At 46.3% G+C, this 20473-nt stretch carries 21 protein-coding genes; 4 read left to right on the top strand and 17 right to left on the bottom strand.

The genetic code is table 11. The features are described from left to right. Positions 1–21 precede the first annotated feature (21 nt). Positions 22–1467, top strand: coding sequence for a sulfatase (locus OXH39_04365; protein ID MCY3549672.1), 1446 nt, complete (start codon positions 22–24; stop codon positions 1465–1467). 120 nt (positions 1468–1587) lie between these two features. Here the strand turns inward: OXH39_04365 and OXH39_04360 are convergent, their stop codons facing one another. The 9 genes from OXH39_04360 to OXH39_04320 form a co-directional block, all read right to left on the bottom strand. Beyond that, entirely contained in the window at positions 1588–2769 is a 1182-nt protein-coding gene (locus OXH39_04360) for an ABC transporter substrate-binding protein (protein ID MCY3549671.1), read from the bottom strand. A 34-nt stretch (positions 2770–2803) separates the two neighbouring features. Continuing rightward, positions 2804–3061: a type II toxin-antitoxin system RelE/ParE family toxin gene (locus OXH39_04355; protein ID MCY3549670.1), complete on the bottom strand. Its 258-nt coding sequence runs from the start codon at positions 3059–3061 to the stop codon at positions 2804–2806. Next, complete coding sequence (locus OXH39_04350) at positions 3049–3750, bottom strand: hypothetical protein (protein MCY3549669.1); 702 nt, start codon at positions 3748–3750, stop codon at positions 3049–3051. The genes OXH39_04355 and OXH39_04350 overlap by 13 nt, the downstream gene beginning before the upstream one ends. Positions 3751–3875: 125 nt before the next feature. Beyond that, positions 3876–4118 (bottom strand): hypothetical protein, encoded by a 243-nt coding sequence (locus tag OXH39_04345; protein MCY3549668.1) that lies wholly within the window; start codon positions 4116–4118, stop codon positions 3876–3878. A 64-nt stretch (positions 4119–4182) separates the two neighbouring features. Further along, positions 4183–5472 (bottom strand): DegT/DnrJ/EryC1/StrS family aminotransferase, encoded by a 1290-nt coding sequence (locus tag OXH39_04340; protein MCY3549667.1) that lies wholly within the window; start codon positions 5470–5472, stop codon positions 4183–4185. A 69-nt stretch (positions 5473–5541) separates the two neighbouring features. Continuing rightward, positions 5542–5856 carry a hypothetical protein gene (locus tag OXH39_04335; GenBank protein ID MCY3549666.1) on the bottom strand — a complete coding sequence of 105 codons (315 nt, stop codon included), beginning with the start codon at positions 5854–5856 and terminating at the stop codon, positions 5542–5544. 3 nt (positions 5857–5859) lie between these two features. Beyond that, the gene (locus OXH39_04330) at positions 5860–6147 is read right to left on the bottom strand and encodes a type II toxin-antitoxin system HigB family toxin (protein MCY3549665.1); all 288 of its coding nucleotides are present in this window, start codon (positions 6145–6147) and stop codon (positions 5860–5862) included. An 18-nt stretch (positions 6148–6165) separates the two neighbouring features. Next, positions 6166–7647: a glutamate--tRNA ligase gene (gene gltX, locus OXH39_04325; GenBank protein ID MCY3549664.1), complete on the bottom strand. Its 1482-nt coding sequence runs from the start codon at positions 7645–7647 to the stop codon at positions 6166–6168. Beyond that, positions 7644–9359: a glutamine--tRNA ligase/YqeY domain fusion protein gene (locus OXH39_04320; GenBank protein MCY3549663.1), complete on the bottom strand. Its 1716-nt coding sequence runs from the start codon at positions 9357–9359 to the stop codon at positions 7644–7646. Before OXH39_04320 ends, gltX begins: the two co-directional genes overlap by 4 nt. Before the next feature lie 635 nt (positions 9360–9994). Here OXH39_04320 and OXH39_04315 point away from each other — a divergent pair. Further along, positions 9995–10189 carry a hypothetical protein gene (locus OXH39_04315; GenBank protein ID MCY3549662.1) on the top strand — a complete coding sequence of 65 codons (195 nt, stop codon included), beginning with the start codon at positions 9995–9997 and terminating at the stop codon, positions 10187–10189. Between the two features lie 21 nt (positions 10190–10210). Here OXH39_04315 and OXH39_04310 read toward each other — a convergent pair whose 3' ends face one another. The 4 genes from OXH39_04310 to OXH39_04295 form a co-directional block, all read right to left on the bottom strand. Then, positions 10211–11455 (bottom strand): YvcK family protein, encoded by a 1245-nt coding sequence (locus OXH39_04310; GenBank protein ID MCY3549661.1) that lies wholly within the window; start codon positions 11453–11455, stop codon positions 10211–10213. A gap of 212 nt (positions 11456–11667) precedes the next feature. Further along, positions 11668–13068 carry a phosphoglucosamine mutase gene (gene glmM / locus OXH39_04305; protein MCY3549660.1) on the bottom strand — a complete coding sequence of 467 codons (1401 nt, stop codon included), beginning with the start codon at positions 13066–13068 and terminating at the stop codon, positions 11668–11670. Between the two features lie 10 nt (positions 13069–13078). Continuing rightward, positions 13079–13852 carry a hypothetical protein gene (locus OXH39_04300; protein MCY3549659.1) on the bottom strand — a complete coding sequence of 258 codons (774 nt, stop codon included), beginning with the start codon at positions 13850–13852 and terminating at the stop codon, positions 13079–13081. Between the two features lie 20 nt (positions 13853–13872). Next, the gene (locus OXH39_04295) at positions 13873–14526 is read right to left on the bottom strand and encodes a tetratricopeptide repeat protein (GenBank protein MCY3549658.1); all 654 of its coding nucleotides are present in this window, start codon (positions 14524–14526) and stop codon (positions 13873–13875) included. A 198-nt stretch (positions 14527–14724) separates the two neighbouring features. Here OXH39_04295 and OXH39_04290 point away from each other — a divergent pair, with 198 nt between their 5' ends. Next, complete coding sequence (locus OXH39_04290) at positions 14725–15831, top strand: alkaline phosphatase family protein (protein ID MCY3549657.1); 1107 nt, start codon at positions 14725–14727, stop codon at positions 15829–15831. Between the two features lie 81 nt (positions 15832–15912). On the opposite strand, the gene OXH39_04285 is transcribed toward OXH39_04290, so the two are convergent. Further along, a complete protein-coding gene (locus OXH39_04285; GenBank protein MCY3549656.1) occupies positions 15913–16047 on the bottom strand; it encodes a hypothetical protein in 135 nt (44 codons plus the stop codon). A 33-nt stretch (positions 16048–16080) separates the two neighbouring features. Here OXH39_04285 and OXH39_04280 point away from each other — a divergent pair, with 33 nt between their 5' ends. Then, positions 16081–16689, top strand: coding sequence for a DUF1080 domain-containing protein (locus tag OXH39_04280; GenBank protein MCY3549655.1), 609 nt, complete (start codon positions 16081–16083; stop codon positions 16687–16689). A 259-nt stretch (positions 16690–16948) separates the two neighbouring features. Here OXH39_04280 and OXH39_04275 read toward each other — a convergent pair whose 3' ends face one another. The 3 genes from OXH39_04275 to OXH39_04265 all read right to left on the bottom strand — a co-directional run. Further along, positions 16949–19450 (bottom strand): hypothetical protein, encoded by a 2502-nt coding sequence (locus OXH39_04275; protein ID MCY3549654.1) that lies wholly within the window; start codon positions 19448–19450, stop codon positions 16949–16951. Between the two features lie 61 nt (positions 19451–19511). Beyond that, positions 19512–19931 (bottom strand): integrase core domain-containing protein, encoded by a 420-nt coding sequence (locus OXH39_04270; GenBank protein ID MCY3549653.1) that lies wholly within the window; start codon positions 19929–19931, stop codon positions 19512–19514. Between the two features lie 337 nt (positions 19932–20268). After that, on the bottom strand, positions 20269–20473 hold a 205-nt coding region (locus OXH39_04265; GenBank protein ID MCY3549652.1), incomplete at its 5' end, for a hypothetical protein.

Below are 20473 nucleotides of genomic sequence, written 5' to 3'. Positions count from 1 at the left end.
GGGAGGTTAATAGTTAAAAACATGAAAAATATCGTTTTACTGATTACCGATACCTTCCGGTATGACAATTTAGGCGAACGGGCGAGACGCCCGATTCGCACACCAAGACTCGACAAATTCGAGACAGAGCGGGCGACTGCTATCGACAAATTCTATATGAGCAGCTTCCCGACGGTGCCGCACCGCACAGATATTATGACAGCGACAGTCGGGTGGCCCCACTACCCGTGGCAACCAATCAATCAGAGTGGACGGAACATCACCGCGAGACTCCTGAGCGAGCAAGGATACGCAACGCAGCTTATCTGTGACACCCCACACCTGTTTAACACACGGTTCCAAGACGCTTTCGATGCGGCTTTCCAACATCGCGGGCAAGAGGGCGACAAACCGCTTCTTCATCACAACGACGAGATGAAAATCGTTATGCCGAATGAGAAGACACGACCACATCCGTCCTATAGAGGACACACCCTGCCGAACACGCACCGCTGGACGAACCGTTACTACCAATATGAGACAGAAACGTTCTCCAGTAGGACCTCTGAAACCACAATTCGATGGTTGGAGGAGAACCATCGCGCAGGTCCTTTCTTCCTCTGGGTTGACTTCTTTGATCCACATGAACCGTGGGATCCACCTGAATATCTCGTCAAACGCTACGATCCGGATTACACGGGTCCGCCGATGCTACATCCGAACTACGGTCTGTCGTCCCTCTTTACGGATGCGGAACTGCACAACCTCTGGGCACACTACGCAGGTGAATCTGAACTCATTGACCGACACATCGGAAACGTGCTGCAGAAGGTGGAAGATTTAGAGTTATGGGACGATACCCTTGTCGTTGTGATGTCCGACCACGGAATGTCTATCGGTGAACATAGCAGGACGGGTAAATCCAACATTGATCCAAAAGATGAACGCTATTGGCCCACCTATCCGGAAATCAACCACGAGATGTTCCTGATCGCTGGTGGGGATGTCCCGTGCGGGCAACGCCTCAATCTCATCGCGCAACCGATGGATATTATGCCAACCCTCTGTGAATTGGCTGGCGTTACCTTAGATCCACCGAAACCTTTCGAGGGACGTTCCTTCGCACAGGCTGTCCACAATGGCGATGCACAGCACAGGGAATATGCCGTAACCGGTTGCCATATCGGGGCACCGGATGGGACCGTTCCACGTCGGGCGACAACACCCTTCCTCGTCACGGAACGTTGGGGATACGCGCCTGTCGGTGAATACGGCAGACCAGAACTCTTTGACCTACCCGCAGACCCCATCGCTGAGAACAACATTGCTGCAGATAACATGGAACTCGTCAAGGAATTGCATGAAATGTTTATGGTGCATCTCACGGAGCATAACGCGCCTGAGAATTTCCTTGATCTCTGGAAGGAAGAACCCTCCGGTGCCGGACGCGGTAAATGGTCGATTGATTATCCTGAGGAAGATGAATAGGAAAGTAGTTAGTCAGTGAACACCGCTCGACTTCCACTATAAAACAAAAAAGAGGCTTTAGGTAAAGGCAACCTAAAGCCTCTTTGCATATAGTCAGGATTAACTTAACTGAAGCGCACGCTACTCGAAAACCTCAAATTCGCCATCCTTGACAATCAAAACAATTGGATCATAGACTGCATCCCCAACATCATTAAAAGAGAATTTACCGAGGATCGTGTCAAAATCTTGAATCTCCGCGAGCGCAGCAGCAATCGCCACTGAATCCGTTGATTGGGCATCTGCTATCCCCTTAGCGAGAATATGAACAGCGGCGTAAAATTGTGCCGCCCAAACATTCGGTTCAATTCCGTACTTAGTGCTGTAGTTCTGAACAAAGGCTTGATTTCCCGGTGTATCTGCTGTGCTATCCCAACTCGTGAAAGTGATTGTTCCGTCGGCAGCGTCTCCCGCAGCATCTACTAAATCTCTGGACAGCGTGAGATTGACAATGAACGGAATATCAGAAGGAACACCGAGGGCACGTCCTTGAATCAGAATATTGGAAATATCCCCTACTGTAGATGAGATAAAGATAACATCCGGATTTGATGCTTTGATGTGAGTAAATTGGGCAGACAAGTCAGTCTCCCCGGTTTGGAAACTTTCAGCTGTGAGAATCTCAACACCACTATTCGTGAGCACTTTCCTCAATTCTTTGTCACTCGTCTGAGAAAAAAGATCAATATTATCAAACAGCGTAGCCACTTTTTGGTATCCGAGTTTCTCTTTGGTCACCCTGATGCCGTTCGGAATAAGCACGTCTGTGGTGAGATTGGTGCGGAAAACAAAATCACTAATTGCACTCAAGCCAGAGGCAGATGAGGAGGGACTCATCGCCACAACTTGATTCTGGTGCGCGATCGGAAAAGCCTCCTGTGCCTGAGTTGAGGATCCCGGACCGAGGATGATAGGAACCTTGTCTTGATGAATCAGTTTGTTGAAAGCTTCAACCGCGCCCTCTATGGTACTCCGACCGTCCTCCGTAATGAGTCTGATCTTCACACTGCTGTGTTGTGAGGTGTTAATTTCCGTAACAGCGAGGTCAATACCGTATTCCACCGAAGGCCCTGCCAAACTGGATGGCCCTGTGATAGGGTAGACAGCACCAATTAAAATCTCCTCCCTATCGCCTTCTATCTGAGAGACAGTCGGTTGGACAACCTGCTGGACCCGTTCGCAGCCGATAAAACTCGCAATTAGCACAACAAAAGCTAACACAAATGTAAATACTATCTTCGTATTCGTTGAGGGTAGATGCATTTTTTTTCCTTTTAGCGTTAGAAAGACATTAGATTTATTCATAGACGGATGAGCGATGCCGAATTCGGGAGACTTCAACTGTCCGCGTCCGTTTATCGTAAGTATAGATAACTCGATAGTTTCCGCAAGGTAATTTGAATTTCCCTTTGTATGGCCCCTTCAGTGCTTGGTGGGAGTATTTATCACAATTTTCACATAGCCGCTCAAGTTTACTGAGAACTTGCCTTTGAATTCTGGCATCCAAACGTTGTAAATCCCGTTCAGCGTTTCGAGTCAAAATCAACTCATACATTTCAACTTAATCCCTAACTCATTGGCAACCTCCTCAAGCGTAAACATTTTGCCCCCAGACTTGATATACTCGTCTTCACGTTTGAGTTCTTCAATGAATTCCGGACGTACTTCCAGTCCTTCGTCTGGGTCGTAATCATAATTCTCAAGGAACAATTCCAACTCTAAATAACAGACGAAAAACTCATAGAATTCAGCACGTAGACGTTCCGCTATTTCAATAGACTTTTTTGTTTCCATCAACTTAACAAGGCGTTCTCGCGATACAAAAATTTGCCAATTTCCGAGGCTATGCATCAACCTTTGAAATTCATCAGCGGATAATTCTGTTACCTTAATCTGTGGTACAGGATCGCCCTGTACGGATAATCCCATCCGCCGCGCCTCACGTCCAAGTGGTGAGCTTTTACGCTGGGTTTCAACTGTTGATATACGGTGTTTCAAGTGTGAAAATGCGTGGTTTCCACTTATATCCTTAAGTACAAAGTCCTCGTACGCCTCCAAGTCCAAAGCAAGCCCGTAGTAACCGTTAAAGAATTCACGGAACTCTTCTTCAAGTTCGTCGTGAGGAGCATCCTTTGCAAGGAGTGCGGTGAGTCGTTCACGCGATGCGAATATACCGCCATTGACAATAGACGCGACCCAGTCTTGGAACTGTTGAGAGGTTATTTTTGTAATATTGGGTGTCATTAGGTTCACCTTAAGCGTGGATATGCAAAGAGAAAGTCGTTCGATCTCCAATGCTGGGTTCATAGTTGGTAAGAAATCTAATGCTACCTCCCGTTTCAAATGGTAGGGGACTTTGGGTTGATGGTTTATTGCGACGGTGTATTGTTTGATGTTTCATCACCATCAACTTCTTTTTCTTCTTCGCGTTTCTCAGGTAGCACATAATACGAAACAACTTTCATGCCTTTCCTTCGACATTCTTCTTGAACCTGTCGTAAATGCGCGGAGAGCTCTTCAACAGAGTTGAATTGGGCGTTGAATTCCTCTTTCATTCGGTAGCATTCTTCAAGGATGGGATCTGTATAATTTTCAAAATCTTCCTCTTTCATCTGAAATTCCCCTATTAATTCTGAGGGTATGCCGATAGTTGTCGGTGCAAAACCTGCTTTCCGATTAGGTAGTCTCTGGCACCTCAAGCACGGCATCAAGCTGACCCATCACCTTATCAAATGCTTCGACATAATACGACATCAACTCAAGGTCGTTGGGTGGATTGACATCAAAGATATAGCAGTGAGAATCAATGAATTCAACGGATTTAGGGTAGTCCTCAGTCTTGTATTCAACCGTCGAATTATTGCATCGCCACGGACAGCCTGTGCCGTAGCCGATCTGGTTCTGGAAAATCTCTTGAGATGGAACGGGGAGCCGTTGCCACTGTCCAGTCGGGACACCCTCAGCGCGTAGTGCCGCTTGCACCTTCTCACGCAAGGTTCGTGCGGAAATATCCAATCCCAAAGCCTCTGGATCAAAACCGATGACGTAATTGTAATAAACCGGTTCGCATTCTTTTGGGGTAACAGGCGTTTCGATGCCATCAATTTCATCCAAATGTCCCGTGAGATAGTGGCAGTTTCGGATCCGCATCGCGTTGTTCACATCAAGCCGCCTGAGTTGACTACGGATGAATGCCTGACTGAACATATCGCCACGATACATCCATCCGAGTCCATACGCGTTGTATTCCTGTTCCTCGCGTTCCCTACCCGGCACGACGATTTCCCCGAAATACTGCAACAACGCTGCACGTTCGTAAATTTGCGCATCATTCGTCGTGAACAAACCGCCTTGACAACCGCTACTTAACGTTTTCGATGCCTGCGTGCTATACCCCGCGGCATCGCCAAAGGCACCACAAAGCTTGCCTTTATAGTACGCCCCGTGCGCCTGCGCGACATCCTCAATGACTTTCAGGTTATGCTTTTTCGCAATCGCTAAAATCGGATCCATATCGGCGGGCATACCGTGAATATGAACCGGCAGAATCGCGCGAGTGCGCTCGGTGATTTTCGCCTCAATTTCATTCGGATCAATACAGTAGGTTACGGGGTCAATATCAACAAAGACAGGAATAGCGTTGTGATGGAGGACGGCTGCTGCCGTCGCCCAGAAAGTGAAGGCGGGAACAATGACCTCATCGCCCGGTTCAATACCGACACCTGCGACACACAGATGCAACGCAGCAGTCCCGCTGTTGACAGGAATACAATACTCAACATCCATGTATTCCGCCCATTCCTTCGCGAGCCCTTCGGATTGAATCCGTTGCTGTTCGGTAATTCTTTCGGAGGCGATAACCTCGGCAATCGCGTCCCTGTCATTTTGGGTAACCTCTGGCCACGGTTGAATTAACCCATCAGGGACAGTCTTTTTTCCACCAGATATAGCGAGTTTTGCTGTCATGAGGGACCTCCTTGCGGTGGACTTCCGCTGGGAGCGTGATGAAGATTAAGAATTTATCGTCAAAAACGTTTAGTGTTCTATGAGTCTTGGAACACATTCGTCCTCATAATTTTTAATAAGCGTACCAACGAAATGCAGCAAGGGAGCCAAAGGATGATCTCCCTCCCCTACTATATCAAGCAAATCGTCTAACCGTGCTGCGAGCTCCTCATACTCGGTTTTTGTCAATAGAATAGGTATATGCGTTTCGCTTTGGCTTACAATATCAATTAAATCGCATAACGTTTTGATAGAGGGTTGCAATTTGCTTTTGCTGCGCGGATGAAAGGCGATAGGTGCTTCAAGTGTAGATACATCCAGCGTATCTTCTGTTTTGGGAACCATAATTTACTCCTTCCACTTTCCTTTATCATACTCGGCATGCGTTAGCACATGTCGAATGTAGACTCTCTCTTCATCATATCTCATAGAAACGATGAGGCGGACATTGTTACCAGCAATATTGAAAATTGTCAGTTTTCCTACGCGTGAGACGTGAGGAAATAGGGAACGCAACTCTGCAAACGAGCCAAAACTCCTTTCCTGCATCAGACTATACCAACGGTTAAGTGATGGACGCGTATTTGGATGTTTCTGGGCAAATTCAATAAGGCGATCTCGTCTAACAATTTCCATCGAGGATCCTGCAGTACCTTATAGATGCGCTATCGCCTTTGGGATCCGCTTTAAAACTTCGTTTCTGCCGAGCAGCACAACAATATCAAAGAGACTCGGTCCGAACGATGTCCCCGTCAGCGCGATCCGCAACGCCTGCATCGCCGCGACGCGTTTGATGTTGTTCTCATCTGTATACTTCCAAATAGCCGCTTCAATCGTTTCTATGTCAAACGTAGGAATCTCTTCCAAAATCTGTGAAACATTCGTCAGAATCTTTCGCGTATTATCTCTCTTTTCTTCTGAATTTCCCCACCATTTCTTGACCGCTTTCGAGTCATACTCGAATTCATCCGTAAAGAAATAGCGAGTCTGGGGGATGATGTCCTGTAGCGTTGTGAGGCGTTCTCCGACTGCCTCTACGATACTCTCCAGCCAGTCGCGATTCTCGGTTGAATCCAATAATAAACCCTCTTCCTGCCAGAACGGGATTACCGCATCCGTCCGCGCTGCTATATCAAGTTGATTGATATAGTGGGAGTTGAGCCACTCCAGTTTCTTAATATCAAAGACACTACCACTCTTTCCAACCCGCTCAAGATCAAATTTTTCGATGAGTTCATCGACGGAAAAGATTTCCTGCTTGTCGTCGTAGGACCAACCGAGTCGGACAACGAAGTTCAGCACGGCTTCGGGTAAATATCCCTGCTCACGGTAGCGGTTCACAGCGACGAGGTCACCGTGATGACGTTTGCTCATCTTCCTGCCACCACTATCCAACACCAGTGGGATATGTGCAAATTGTGGGACCTCTAAACCGAGCGCATTCGCAATTGCAATCTGCTTCGGTGTGTTATTGAGATGCTCTGTTCCCCGAATGACGTGTGTTATCTGTATCTCCGCATCGTCGATAATTGAGGTAAGATTGTAGTTCGGCATCCCGTTTGAGCGGACAATAACTTCGTCCTCTAAGGTATCGGGATCAATACTGCGTGAACCGAGCACGATGTCCTCAACAAGGATCGGTGTGTCTGGCATCTTTATGCGAACGGCCGGCTTTCTGCCCTCGGCGACAAAGCGTTCTACGTCTTCCGATGTCAGGTGCCGGTGCCTTCCATCGTAGGAACGGGTCAGCTTATCGGCACGAGCCTGCGCGCGGATCTCTTCAAGTTCTTCAGGTGTGCAATAACAGTGATATGCATTGCCACTTTCAAGCAATTGCTCGACGTACCCCTCGTAGATGCTTTTCCGCTCTGACTGGACATACTGTTCATCCCAATTGATGCCCAACCATTTCAGCGCATCGTAAATCTCGTGCATGGATTCATCAGTGGAACGTGCCGTGTCCGTATCGTCAATACGGAGGATGAATTTGCCGTTGTGGTGTTTGGCAAACAGCCAATTGAAGAGTGCCGTTCGCGCGCCTCCGATGTGTAAGTAACCGGTCGGTGAGGGTGCCATCCGAACCCGGATTTGATCTTTCACAGCGGAAACCGATGTCCTGCTTGGTGTGTCGTTCATTTCTGTCCTCTCTGAATCTTCGCCCAGCTATCCCTCAGCGGCACTGTGCGATTGAATACCAACTTCTCTGATGTTGTATCTGGATCCACACAAAAATATCCCATTCGCAGGAACTGATACCGGCTTTCAGGCGGCGCGTCAGCGAGACTCGGCTCAACCTTGCAGTTATTGAGCACCTCTAAAGAGTCCGGATTGAGGAATTGTATCCAATCTGCCCCTTCCGCTGCGCTTTCCGGTTCACGTTCTGTAAAGAGAGACTCATAGAGACGTACTTCAGCATCAACAGCGTGTCCAGCAGATACCCAATGTAAGGTGCCTCGGACCTTACGTCCATCTTCTGACCAACCGCCACGCGTTTCTGGATCATAAGTGCAGTGAATCTCAACGATCTCACCGGTGTTTTCGTCTTTGACGACCCGCTCGCATTGGACATAATAGGCGTGCTTAAGCCGCACCTCTCGCCCGGGTGCCAATCTGAAGAACTTCCGTGGCGGATCCTCCATGAAATCTTCACGTTCAATATAGATTTCGCGTGAAAACGGGACTTGCCGCATCCCTGCGTTTTCATCTTCCGGGTTATTTTCAGCGTCAAGCATTTCGACCTGCCCCTCCCGGTAGTTGTCGATAATAACCTTCACTGGATTGAGAACTGCCATGACACGTGGTGCGCGGCTATTTAGGTCGTTGCGGATAGAATACTCAAGCTGCCCCATTTCGATGAGGTTATCAGCCTTTGACACACCGATGCGGTTACAAAAATCTCGAATAGATTCAGGTGTATACCCACGGCGACGCATTCCAGAGAGTGTCGGCATTCTCGGATCATCCCAACCGCTGACATGTCCACCTTGCACCAGCATCCGAAGTTTTCGCTTACCGAGGACGGTATAAGTAAGATTCAAACGGGCAAACTCAATTTGACGAGGTTGATAGATTTCCAGTTCTTCTAAAAACCAGTCGTAGAGGGGACGGTGGTCCTCAAACTGGACATCACATAACGAATGCGTTATCCCTTCAATTGAATCGGATTGCCCATGCGTGAAATCGTAGGTCGGATAGATGCACCATTTGTCGCCATGACGATGGTGGTGTGAACGCAAGATGCGATACATCACGGGATCCCGCATGTTTAAATTTGGGCTTGACATATCAATTTTTGCGCGAAGTGTGCGCGAACCGTCCGGAAATTCACCGTCGCGCATTCCTTGGAATAACGTCAGATTCTCTTCAACCGACCGCTCTCGATAAGGACTATTTTTCCCGGGTTCGACCAAGGTGCCACGATACGTTCGTGTTTCCTCCGGTGTTAGATCACAGACGTACGCCTTCCCTTTCTCTACGAGCTTGACGGCATACTCGTAGAGCGTCTCAAAATAATCCGAAGCGTGATATTCCCGCTCTTTCCAATCAAATCCGAGCCAGTGGACATCCCGCTTAATCGCTTCTACGTATTCACTCTCTTCTGTGATCGGGTTGCTGTCGTCAAACCGCAAATTGTAAAGTCCACCATAATCCTCGGAAATGCCGAAACTAATGCAGATAGCCTTGGCGTGTCCTATATGAAGGTATCCACTCGGTTCTGGCGGGAATCGCGTATGCACGCGACCGTCATATCTGTTGACTTCGAGATCCTTATCAATTTCTTGACGGATAAAGTTTGTGTCAGTGGGGTTATTCGTATCTTCTTTTACAGGGGGATCTGAATGCTTCATATTTTATACCGTATTAACCATATATGTCCTATTTCGGGCGTGTTACAGAGACCTCCGCTCATAGGCAGCGGTCATCTATAGAGGTTGGAACATCTTGTTAATAATTATACCTTCAAAATGTGATAAAGTCAAGATTTCCACTCCGCTATTCCAAAACCATCTCGCTCCTCTGTAGGAGGGAATTCCGATTCCCGACTCTTGCTGACCACTATAATCCTGAAAATCCTGATTCAGACGATTATTTGAAAAAAATGCAACCTTTTTACCACTAAGTTGTATCTATAGGATAACAAGGCTCTTTAGTTTTCAACTTTTCCAGTGTTTGTTTTATTCAGTCGCGACACCGCGTAAAAAATAGGCATAGACGCGTATTATTCAAGATTTTTTCGCCATAATGCTTACCATTCGGGTATTTGTAGAGGTGGCACGGTTCTTGCAACACATTTTTTAAAGATTTAAAGAAAAAAGAACCTTGTAAAAAGGTCCCTAAGATGCCGTGTTTATTGGGCTACGAAGTTAAAATTGTATTTTTTGAAAAACAAGTGTAACCTTTTTCCTACAGCCTCCGTTTAAGCGTATGTTGGGAAATATATACACGTTATTATTTATTATAAACTCAGAAAGGGGTAAAAGCTATGAAATCCACTGATGTACGCAAGAAGAATCATCCATCCTTATATGAAACGGCTTTATGTCTCGCAATAGCGAAAGCGCGCCGAGATGAATTTCGTTGGGAACTTTTCATTGATAATTTGTCTCAGATTTGTGATACATTCGCCGACCAGATCGCTGCCAAAGGTACCACCCCTTCTAAGGGTCCAAAACGCTAAATCGAAGGTTAGTAACTTTCCTTAGACCGATTCTTGAAGTTTCGGGTGGTCCCTAAAGATCTTAACGAGAGAGCGGACTAACTTTTCGGGGTCGTGGCGGATAACGTTCATTTGAACACCGCCCAACCACGTCCCAAATTCAGTGACGACCATGTCCCGAATGAGGTCCGCTTCAACAACAGAGATTCCTTTGGCTTCCAGATTCTCCTGTTCCCGATTATAAGAGACCTGCACTTTTGATGCATCTGCGACCTGCATTGTCTCAACGGACAATGAAGAGATGTCTTTCGCAAGGTTCAGCACGTCCATAAGATGTTCGGTATCCTCATAGAGCATCGAAAGCCCTTCCTCGGAAAGCGAACGAATTCGAGTTAGCTGCGAAACCAATTCCTTACGAACATATTCTTGCATGATCTCCGTGGGGGCAGGCTGGTTGTTAACAATGACGTAGTGTAAAGGGATCTTTGCGTGATCCAAGATAGCGTTGACATGATCCGTAACAGCGTAACCGTCGGTTTCACCGGGTTGCGTCATAACGTTACAGACGTAGATTTTAATCGCATCTGAACGCTGAATCGTTTCGACGATCCCTTTGATAACCAAATTTGGCATAATGCTGGTGTAAAGGCTACCGGGACCGATAATAATTACGTCTGCGTTCATCAGTGCCGCTATAGCACCTTCATGCGCTTGGCACTCATAGGTCTCATCAGACAAATGATGCGTCTTTCCATTCTCGCGCTGTTCAAAGAAGACGCGCTTGATCGGTTCCCGATTCTCTCTCACCGGTATAGTGGATTCTCCTCGAACAATCTCACCATCCGCGAGTTCCGCGCATAAGACAGTATAATCCAATGTAACGGGAATGATCTGTCCGCGAACAGCGAGCAGCCGCGATGCCGCTTGAATCGCTTTCGGAAAGTTCCCCTCAAATTTTTCTGTCAACGCTGTTAATAGAAGATTACCGACCGTATGCCCACCGAGTTCACCATTGCTTGAAAAGCGGTGTTCAAAAAGCCCTGCGAGTTCATCAGCATCGGATAGCGTAAACAGCAGCCTACGAATATCACCCGGCGGCAGCATGTCAAATTCTTCAATGAGCCGTCCCGAGCTCCCGCCATCATCAGAAACGGTAACGATTGCCGCCAGACTATCCAAGTCAATAATATTATCTTTACCTATCTCCAGATCGGCATGGTGCTTAATTCCGCTCAGCAAAGCAGATAAACCACTGCCGCCTCCGATGCAGGCAAGTTTCAAAGCCATAATTTCTCCAAACTATAGTAAAACCTACGATTAATTAGACATTGTAGAAGGGCGAGGATACAATCCTTGCCAGCGGTGGTGAGGTGTTTTGTGTTTTCCAAAGTGTCCTCTTATTTTCTGGTTTTACTATAAATCGCGGACAAGTGGGATCTCAAGATTTCCGCGGATTATAAACATTGCGCCCCCACAAGGCACCATAATAGATAACGCAGCTAAAACGAAATTTGTTTCATTAACATCCTCAGCGTTTCAAGGGTTTCATCACACAATTGCTCCGCCTCTGCGGAAGTTGGTGCCTCGCTAAAAACCCGGATGACCGGCTCCGTACCGGACGGACGGATGTTCACCCATCGGTCCTCCCACACCCGTTTAACACCATCTGTTAACTCAAGAAAAGGTTCCGTTCCCGTAGCACTTTCCGCTTCATAACCCTTCAACGCGAGATCTACGAGGCGCGTCGCGAGTTCTTGTGATGGAATTTCCAATTTCTTTCGACACATTTCGTAGTGCGGCATGCTGTCTACAAGCTGGGTTACCGTGCTACCAGATTCGACAAGGTATTGTGCAATGGCAGCAATAGAGGCGATGCCATCGGTTGTGTAATGGACATTAGGGTAGATAACGCCACCGGTGCCTTCACCACCAATAACAGCGTTGACGGCGCGCATTTTCTCAACCACCCAACCGACACCCACCTTCGTGCGATGGAGCGCGACACCGTGCTTTGCAGCAATATCGTCCAACATTCGACTCGTTGATACCGTCGCAACGATGTCCCCTTTCGTTTGCGTGAGGATAAAATCAACAACAAGGGCGAGGGTCCATTCACCACTCAACGGAACACCACGTTCGGTAACAACGACAAGCCGGTCGGCATCGCCATCGTGAGCAAAACCAATATCTGCTTTAGTGGCGTGAACTGTTTCACACAGTTCATCCAACGCCTCAGGTGTTGGTTCAGCAGGACGGCGGAAGTGTCCATCCGCGACACAATTAAGTTCAACAACCCGACAACCGAGTTTCCGTAAGAGCGACGGACTTATGACGCTGCCAGCACCGTTTCCGCAGTCAATGACGACCTTCAACCCAGCCTTTTGAATCAATTCCGGTGCGAGCCAAGAGGAACACAAAATCTGTTCCAAGTGATATGCCGTTGCCTCTTCGTGCGTTTCAAGTGTCCCCTGTTCATTCCAAGGGGTAAGTGCAAAATCCTCTGTTTCATAAATCCGCATCAATTCATCGCGTTCTGCCTGTGTCAGGAGGTTCCCTGAAGCGGACGCAAATTCGACCCCGTTCCATTCAACAGGATTATGACTGGCTGTGATGGTAACACTCCCTTGCGCGTTCAGTGCCTTTGCCATTAGCAGTACCGTCGGGGTTGGGCAGAGTCCGACATCAATAACGTGACACCCTGTGGCGAAAAGTCCGGAAAGGACTGCGTGTCGGAGCGTCGGACTTGAGGTGCGAGAATCTCTACCAACAACTACTGTTCGACCGCCAACAAAGGTGCCGAAAGCCATCGCGAATTGCGTAATGACACGAACATCAAGCGAAACGCCAACCTGCCCACGAACACCTGAAACACTAATAATCGGTTTTTCTGCTTTGCTCATATCATCCTCTTTATATGGCGTACTTACGAGATCTACCGATCTGCCACGTCCCCAAAAAACAGCACACACCAATCACTATCTGCCATACCCCTACAAGATACCACGGGTTTGGATACCTATAATCATACGACGGAACAAGTGTGAGTTCGTAGAGCAGCGGATTTCTAAAGATGTCGGACCCAAAGATACAGCACACAGCAATAAGCGGGTTCAGGTGCAAAACGGGTGGAATAAAGGGTTGGAGATTATTCACATAACGTCCTAAAGGAGTGAGCAGAAACGCACCACCAATCAAAATACACCACAAAAGGGTGGCAACCTCTGCGCCAAAGAATGTGTCTCGGAAGACCTGCGCGCAGCACATTCCAACGGCACCCGCCGACAAACTATAGATTCCCAATATAACGAACATCTGTAACGCTTTTACGAATGGGACATCCATAACGAACAAAGCGACACCTGTTGATAAAAACACCCAGCATAACAGCGGTACCTGGCTAAGCACGAGTAATCTTAACAACCACCTGCCTGAAGAAGATATAGGACTGAGAGCGAACAACGATATAGAAGAAGTCACACCTGTGTTGATAACGTCAGAACGAATCGCGCGGGCAGCGAGATAAGGTGCTACGAGGAGCACAACGAACACCTGCGCCATGAAAAGACACTCTATCGGCAAACCGAGGTTCACCCGCGTCAATAATTGATAGACCGGTAAGAGTAAAAAACTTGGGAGGATAAGCCAAATCGCAAGTGTCTTTAGAAAGTCGTCTCGGTTACTCATAGCCGTATCATAAACCAACGTTACTTGTCTTGTATCTGACCGCGGAGCCGCAAAACCGCTTCAGCAATAGAGATAAGGTTTGGGTTAATAACCAACGCTTGCTTGTATGCCTCAAGTGCCTCGTCAAGCTTACCGAGTCTGACATAAACATGCCCCATTCCGGCGAACGCACCGAAGTGATTCGGGTTAAGGGCGACCGTCCGTTTGCAATCACGGATGGATTGACTCCATTCCTCAAGCATGAAATAAGCGATTGCGCGTTGATTATAGCCTTCGGCAAAATCTGGATCTGTCTCAATTACGGTGGTAAAGCATTCAACGGCTTGCTGATACGCCTCATTTTTGAGTAAGTTTTTTCCATCCTCAAGCATCGCGTCAACATCGTCATCACCAGAGTGCGACCATATTTCCCACAACGCGTATTCAGCATTGAAGCGCGTCCCACGGTCAGTCTCTCTGAGTGCATCTATCAATGCAGGGATCACTTCTGAACTCCCAATTAACCGAAGGGCAAATCCGGCAGCGCGCCCAAGCAACGGATCTTTGCTACGCAGATAAGCAGTAAGATCGGCTTCCGAATAGTTAGAAATCAGAAGTTGTTTGAGTTTCTCCTCGTTCGCCGAATTCTTGAATATCAGCTTCGTTAATTCGGAAGATCCGTTGGTGTTATACATAGCGGAACCTCGCTGTCATACCGAATTTATAGTAAACTGGTGTATAAATTAAGTATAACAGATTCACAACGGAATAACAATCTAAAATTCCAGCGTGCGGAAAAAACTTGCAATTTAGACAGATAGCTGCTACAATTTTTTCTCCAGACAAGAAGGGTAATACAACAGAATACCAGATAGCGGAGCAACACACAAAGCGTGAAAAAACGAAAAGTTCTCATCCTCTGTATCGATGCGGGTAGCCATGATTACCTCGCAGCGAGCGATCTCCCGACCATCCGCCAGTTGGCAAAAACCGGATTCTATGTACACGCCAACGCCGTTATCCCCTCCGTTACGAATGTGAACAACGTGAGCATCGCCACCGGAACATTCCCCGAAACGCACGGCATCACGACGAATTACCATGTAGACAGAGCAACCGGCAAAGGCGAATTTATTGAGGACAACCGTTTCCTTCTCGCTCCGACGCTGTTTGAGACCGCAAAAGCCTGCAAATTCGCAGACAAAACAGCGTTATTTGTGACGAAGAAAAAGCTGCTACGGATGCTGGAAGCGGGGACGGATATCGCTGTCGCCGCTGAAGACCCACCGCCCGAATACATCCACACAGCGGGACCGGTTGAGCCAATTTATTCCGTTGAAATCAACTGGTGGTTACTCCGCGCTGTCCGAGAAACGCTGCGTAAAGACGACCCTGAACTCGTCTACTGCTCAACAACAGATTGGGTTCAACACAAATACGCGCCCGACGAGGATCTATCCCAACAGCATCTTGTAGAGTTAGACAGGATTATCGGGAAAATTATTGATGAGGAACCGGAACGCGAGATTTACATCACAGCCGATCACGGGATGTTAGAGAAGACTACGGCACTTGACCCGGGCCGCGTACTCACAGAACAGGACATCCCCGCCAGTTCAATCCCAATTATCAAGGATCGGTACATTGCACACCACGGCAACTTAGGGGGTGCTGCTTATGTATTCCTTAAAAATCAAGCGGATATAACCGAAGCGATCCAAATTCTTTTGAACACACCCGGCATTGAAGAGGCTTATGCTGCGGAAGAGGCAGCACAGACGTTCCGACTCCATCGCGAGCGGATCGGCGACATCTTTGTGTTAGCAGATAAAACGACTGTTTTTGGTGAATTGGAAGTAGCAGTAGAACCGACCGCAGTGCGTTCACACGGATCGCGCCACGAAAGTTATGTGCCGATCATCGGCTATAACAGCCCTTGGTCAGCAACAGATTTTGAGTATAACGTTGATGTTGGAAGACTATTTTTAGAGAGTTTATAGTAGTTGTCTGTTGTCAGTTATCAGTTAAGAGTGTTTGCAAGATGCTCCATCATTTCTGAAGCCTTTGGACAGGGCTGTTCTTCAGTAAAGGAAACACTCACCATCGCTGGCGAGGATTGTATCATCGCCTTCCCGTAATAAGGAACACTCACCGCCGCTGGCGAGGATTGTATCCTCGCCTTCCCGTAATGTCGAAATAATTCTGAACTTTACCATACTTTACCATAGACGAAATATAAAGGAGAAAACATGTTAACAGAAAAAGAAAAAAATGAGGGATGGATATCCCTATTTGACGGTGAGACACTCACCGGTTGGGGAGCCACCGGAAACGCTGAAGGATGGGTTATCGACGATGGAAGTATTCTCTGCACCGTTCAGGGCGGAAAATACCTCTACACTGAAGGACATTACGATAATTTCATATTGGCACTCGATTACAAAACCGAGCCGAAAGTCAACAGCGGAATTTTCATCCGATGGGCAGACCTTGACGATGCCGTTCAGAGCGGGCTCGAAATTCAGATATTAGATACACACGGCAAGGAACCTACGGATAGCCACGACTGCGGCGCACTCTATGATGCACTGGCACCGACTCGGAACACCTGTAAACCCGCAGGTGAGTGGAATCAGATGACCATCACCTGTGATGGCAGTATCGTTGCTGTGTCGCTCAACGGTGAAGAAATTGTCCGCGCGGATCTCGACGAATGGGATACGGCACATCAGAACCCGGACGGAAGTCGAAACAAATTCGGCATTCCGCTCAAAGACTTCCCGCGGAGTGGACATATCGGCATCCAAGACCACGGCGGCAAAATCTGGTGCCGAAACATTAAGGTCAAACCGTTATAGATAAAGCTTATACTTATTGCGTCCATGCATGGGACCAAGGTTCCTCAATTGGACGCAATACAAAGAAAAGAGCCCATGACACAACCCGACATCATCCAAACCATCCTCACACAATCGCTCCAAAGACCTTTTGGAACATGCGAAGCGCGCAGTAGAAATCGCTATTGAGCAAGACGAACAGGCTGCTATTGATCGGTTGGAATCTATAGATACGTCTGAATAAGATGCTTTAGTTCTTCAAAAATCCAACAATTTTTAGTTAGCGAAGAAGGCTCCCTATCATATGCAACCCGTACGGTTGCATTCCTAAATACAAATACTGTGTAAGATCAGCTAAAACTCTTATATTAGGTTCCGTTTCCCATGATGTTTTTTTAGCTAAATCCTTATGAACTCCGTCTTTCTTTTCCCATGTCCTCTGCAAAGAACCGGTTGTAAACAATTCCGTTCCTGTAAGAATGATCACTGGTGCACGCGTCTGTTTTCTTTCTTTATCATATCCTCTTCCCCAATAAGCCAAACTTTTGATACGGTCAATTTCTTCTTGAGATAGTTCTTCTTTCATCGTGGCAAACACCAATATAGACCCCGGAAAGGCTTCCGCCAACCGTTTCATGTTATTCACATCATCTTGTTTAAAAACATCCTTGCCGAAACTCTTAGCTTCACCAAACACTGTTTGGGTAGGATGAGCAGTTCCAAAAATGGGACGAACTGATCGTAGAAACTGCCGCCCCATTCCAAAAATCTCTTTGCGCCGATACCATAATATAAAATCGGCTTCTACTTCTTTATCTGTGGATAATTCTATTTTTTGAGCAGAAGACCAAGTTAACTCTGCGCGATCAAATCCACCTATCACATCAGCAAAGAAACGCATAGCAAGTGAAGCAGCATAACCACCTTTGGCGTAATCAGGCAGGGCAAATGGTCCTAGGACGCGATATGCCCATCTGGAATATTTACTTGATCCGGGATTAGTAACAGGAAAATCAAACTGTTTACGGCAGAGATCACAAGTTAATAAGTAATCAAGTTGCTTTAATGTATACCAACTCCAAGCACTGCACTTGCAACATCTAAGTTCTAATCCAATCTCAACAGCATTACGCTCAATTAAGGTCTCAAAAGTCTGCGTTCTTAATTTCTCATAATGAATAGCGTTTTTAATCTTGTTCCAAAATTCTTTATAATGGGCTGTTTTAGTAACAGGACGTCTTGACATTCCATTAAGTAATTCAACAATTTCCTTATGTGCTAGACAGAGAACACCCTTTTTCAACCCTCCCAATGTCTGAATTATCTGTTCAGTTGTTTTCCCCGCGTCAGAACGAGTGGCTGTTACTTGGTTGTCGTTAAACCACTGATTAACTGTGGTAGTTCCATCAACCAAATTCCATCTTTCAAACATTTGCTCATCATAAGGAAAAATAACCAACCCTTCGGTAGTAGGCAAAATAAATTCCGATTCACGATCCACTTCACGTTGGAATTTAGGGACAGAAGGATTTTTATAGTTACACGGAAAGACTGTGGCAATTTGATCATTATCACTTCTATATCGCAACCTAACATGTTGGGGAGCACTACTCCAATCTTGTAATCCGACAACATTTGCCACGCGATATAGATTATAATATTGATTGGCAAAATCTGGCAAGAGCGGATCAAATTGAATTTCAGGATTAGTCCCATCAATTTGTATGTTCATGATTTTTCTGTCCGATTCCAAGGTTGGACGTGTAGGACTAGCCACATCAAAAACGGACAATTTATAACAAATTGTCGGAGTCCACTTTTGGGTCGTGTAAATATTTTCTTCATCAACGAAAGAGAACTTCTTTTCAATTTCCTCTTTTTTACCCTCAGACAGTGATCGTGAAAACATTAGGACAGGACCAACCATGTTCGGGCTTGGATCGTCAGGTTGACGGCGATAATTATCCCGAATAAATTGTTTACAGAAAGGTGAAAGTTCCTCAATCCATTGAATAGGGACCGCTACAACGTGTTCATGTATTGCTCGTAAATTCCAAAAATCAATCAGATCCTTTGATTCATGCACATCTAAAATGAATAGTGTAGACAGCAGAGGCGCATTATATTGTATGCGAATCTTCGCGCGACCTATTGTTAAAGCAGAATCAAAATTGTGCCTATGCATGTATAATTCCCTGATTACAGCACTATCTAATTCTATTACATGTTTCGGATTAAATATAGTTTCGTAGTTTTGCTCGAAATACCTAAATTGTTCTTGGGTAGGGAAACTCCCAAAATTAGCTGCAGCAAAATTTGTGAAAGTAGCATCAGTTGGCTTTACATGAACAACATTATATTTATGACGTTGTTCAAACTGAAATGCTTTTTCATACAAATCCAAGTAGAGTCCATGGACACTTAATCCATATCTATGTGCACTTCTGCCTCCCGGCAGTTCCAAAATACGTTCAAGTTGTAGCACTCTCTTTGGATCATAACCGAATCCCTCCGCTAATCCCTCTTCTGCCTCAACAAGGAAATCGGGTTCAAAAAAATCCAAATAGTCGTTGATCATTTGCTTAGCATCTTCAAAACGAAAACCTTCATCCTTTAACCAAGATGGTACATCTTCAAAAAACGGAATAATCGGATTGAACATACCTCCCCATAGACATGTATTGATACGAAAAATCTCAAGTACCTTTTCTGAATCGTCGGGCCGAACTAAAAATCCAAATCGAATCGGCCTAAGACGGATATCAAAGCGAATGTTGTTCATTCAATTTACCTCTCACCTCTCATATATACTGTGAAGTGCCAACGTTTATTCAGACCAAAAATTAGCAAAGTGAAGACAAGTATCGTCCTTTAAATTCAATAGGTGTCAAATACCCTAACGCCAAGTGAGAGCGTTTTTGGTGATATACCTGTGTGATAAAATGACCGATGTGACCTCTCGCCTCTATGACATCCTTGTAGTCGTTGAGATGAACTTCTTCCTCTTTGAGCGTTCGGATCAATCTTTCGGCGTATCCGTTTTCCCAAGGACATTCTCTCCGTGCTACAGAAATCTCAATGTCATGATATCTGAGCGTTGAGATGTAGGCATTTGAAAGATACTGCACGCCTTGATCAGAATGATGGATCTCTGGGACGCTTCGGTGTAGGGCTTCTTCCAAAGGTTTCAAGGTCAGAGATGTGTTCAAATATTGACTGAGTTTCCACCCTCTTATCATTCGGGTGAAGATATCTATGAGCACTGCGACCTTAATATCAGTTTTGTTTACCTTACTGCCCTACGGGGAAACTTTACCCGCAACGAGACAACATATCTATAGAGATGGGGTTTCCTGCAAACGCTAAAATCTAATATGGAAAGGCGAGGATAAAATCCTCGCCAGCGGTGGTGAGCGTTGCTTTCCTGAAAACCTGTCTATATGTTTCGGATTTTACTATAAATTGTCGAAACCTTAGTAATTTCTAATTATAACATGTTAAGTTGCCTTACGGCAAATTAAAATGGAACGTAGAAAAGCGTTGTTATTTACCACTTTTCTCATAGTCTACGTAAGCGCGCCAAAAACCTTTTGGAATATGCTAAGAACGGTCAAATTGGCTCCAGCGTATGGGAAACCAAATTTGGGCGACACTTCCCTCCCACGGTAGGGTTTTTGCTGGGGGTTTTTGCTGGGGTGTTTTTTCGCGGTCTCCTAACCTCGCCGATGCAGAGTGCCTAATTAATTCTAAACTGACATTTATCAAAGTTATTGTCACATTACTAAAGGCGTTGCCTAAGAGCGTG

It is taken from the genome of Candidatus Poribacteria bacterium, assembly GCA_026702755.1.
Classification (GTDB): domain Bacteria; phylum Poribacteria; class WGA-4E; order WGA-4E; family WGA-3G; genus WGA-3G.
This window is presented reverse-complemented; position numbering and strand designations above follow the sequence as displayed.